1 rRNA gene is annotated in these 1195 nt (G+C 53.8%); it reads left to right on the forward strand.

What is annotated here, in order from left to right:
• A 16S ribosomal RNA gene (locus EYS00_RS20390) occupies window positions 1–1183 on the forward strand; the annotation flags it as partial.
• Window positions 1184–1195: the final 12 nt, after the last annotated feature.

Below are 1195 nucleotides of genomic sequence, written 5' to 3' on the forward strand. Positions count from 1 at the left end.
GGCGCAAGCCTGATGCAGCCATGCCGCGTGTATGAAGAAGGCCTTCGGGTTGTAAAGTACTTTCAGCAGTGAGGAAGGGGGTGTCGTTAATAGCGGCATTTCTTGACGTTAGCTGCAGAAGAAGCACCGGCTAACTCCGTGCCAGCAGCCGCGGTAATACGGAGGGTGCGAGCGTTAATCGGAATTACTGGGCGTAAAGCGCATGCAGGTGGTTTGTTAAGTCAGATGTGAAAGCCCGGGGCTCAACCTCGGAACTGCATTTGAAACTGGCAAACTAGAGTACTGTAGAGGGGGGTAGAATTTCAGGTGTAGCGGTGAAATGCGTAGAGATCTGAAGGAATACCAGTGGCGAAGGCGGCCCCCTGGACAGATACTGACACTCAGATGCGAAAGCGTGGGGAGCAAACAGGATTAGATACCCTGGTAGTCCACGCCGTAAACGATGTCTACTTGGAGGTTGTGGCCTTGAGCCGTGGCTTTCGGAGCTAACGCGTTAAGTAGACCGCCTGGGGAGTACGGTCGCAAGATTAAAACTCAAATGAATTGACGGGGGCCCGCACAAGCGGTGGAGCATGTGGTTTAATTCGATGCAACGCGAAGAACCTTACCTACTCTTGACATCCAGAGAAGCCAGCGGAGACGCAGGTGTGCCTTCGGGAACTCTGAGACAGGTGCTGCATGGCTGTCGTCAGCTCGTGTTGTGAAATGTTGGGTTAAGTCCCGCAACGAGCGCAACCCTTATCCTTGTTTGCCAGCGAGTCATGTCGGGAACTCCAGGGAGACTGCCGGTGATAAACCGGAGGAAGGTGGGGACGACGTCAAGTCATCATGGCCCTTACGAGTAGGGCTACACACGTGCTACAATGGCGCATACAGAGGGCGGCCAACTTGCGAGAGTGAGCGAATCCCAAAAAGTGCGTCGTAGTCCGGATTGGAGTCTGCAACTCGACTCCATGAAGTCGGAATCGCTAGTAATCGTAGATCAGAATGCTACGGTGAATACGTTCCCGGGCCTTGTACACACCGCCCGTCACACCATGGGAGTGGGCTGCACCAGAAGTGGTTAGTTTAACCCCTTTTCTTTCGAGATTAGGGGAGGACGATCACCACGGTGTGGTTCATGACTGGGGTGAAGTCGTAACAAGGTAGCCCTAGGGGAACCTGGGGCTGGATCACCTCCTTATACGAAGATGTT

The organism is Alteromonas sp. KUL49 (assembly GCF_006538345.1).
In the GTDB taxonomy this organism is placed as follows: domain Bacteria; phylum Pseudomonadota; class Gammaproteobacteria; order Enterobacterales; family Alteromonadaceae; genus Alteromonas.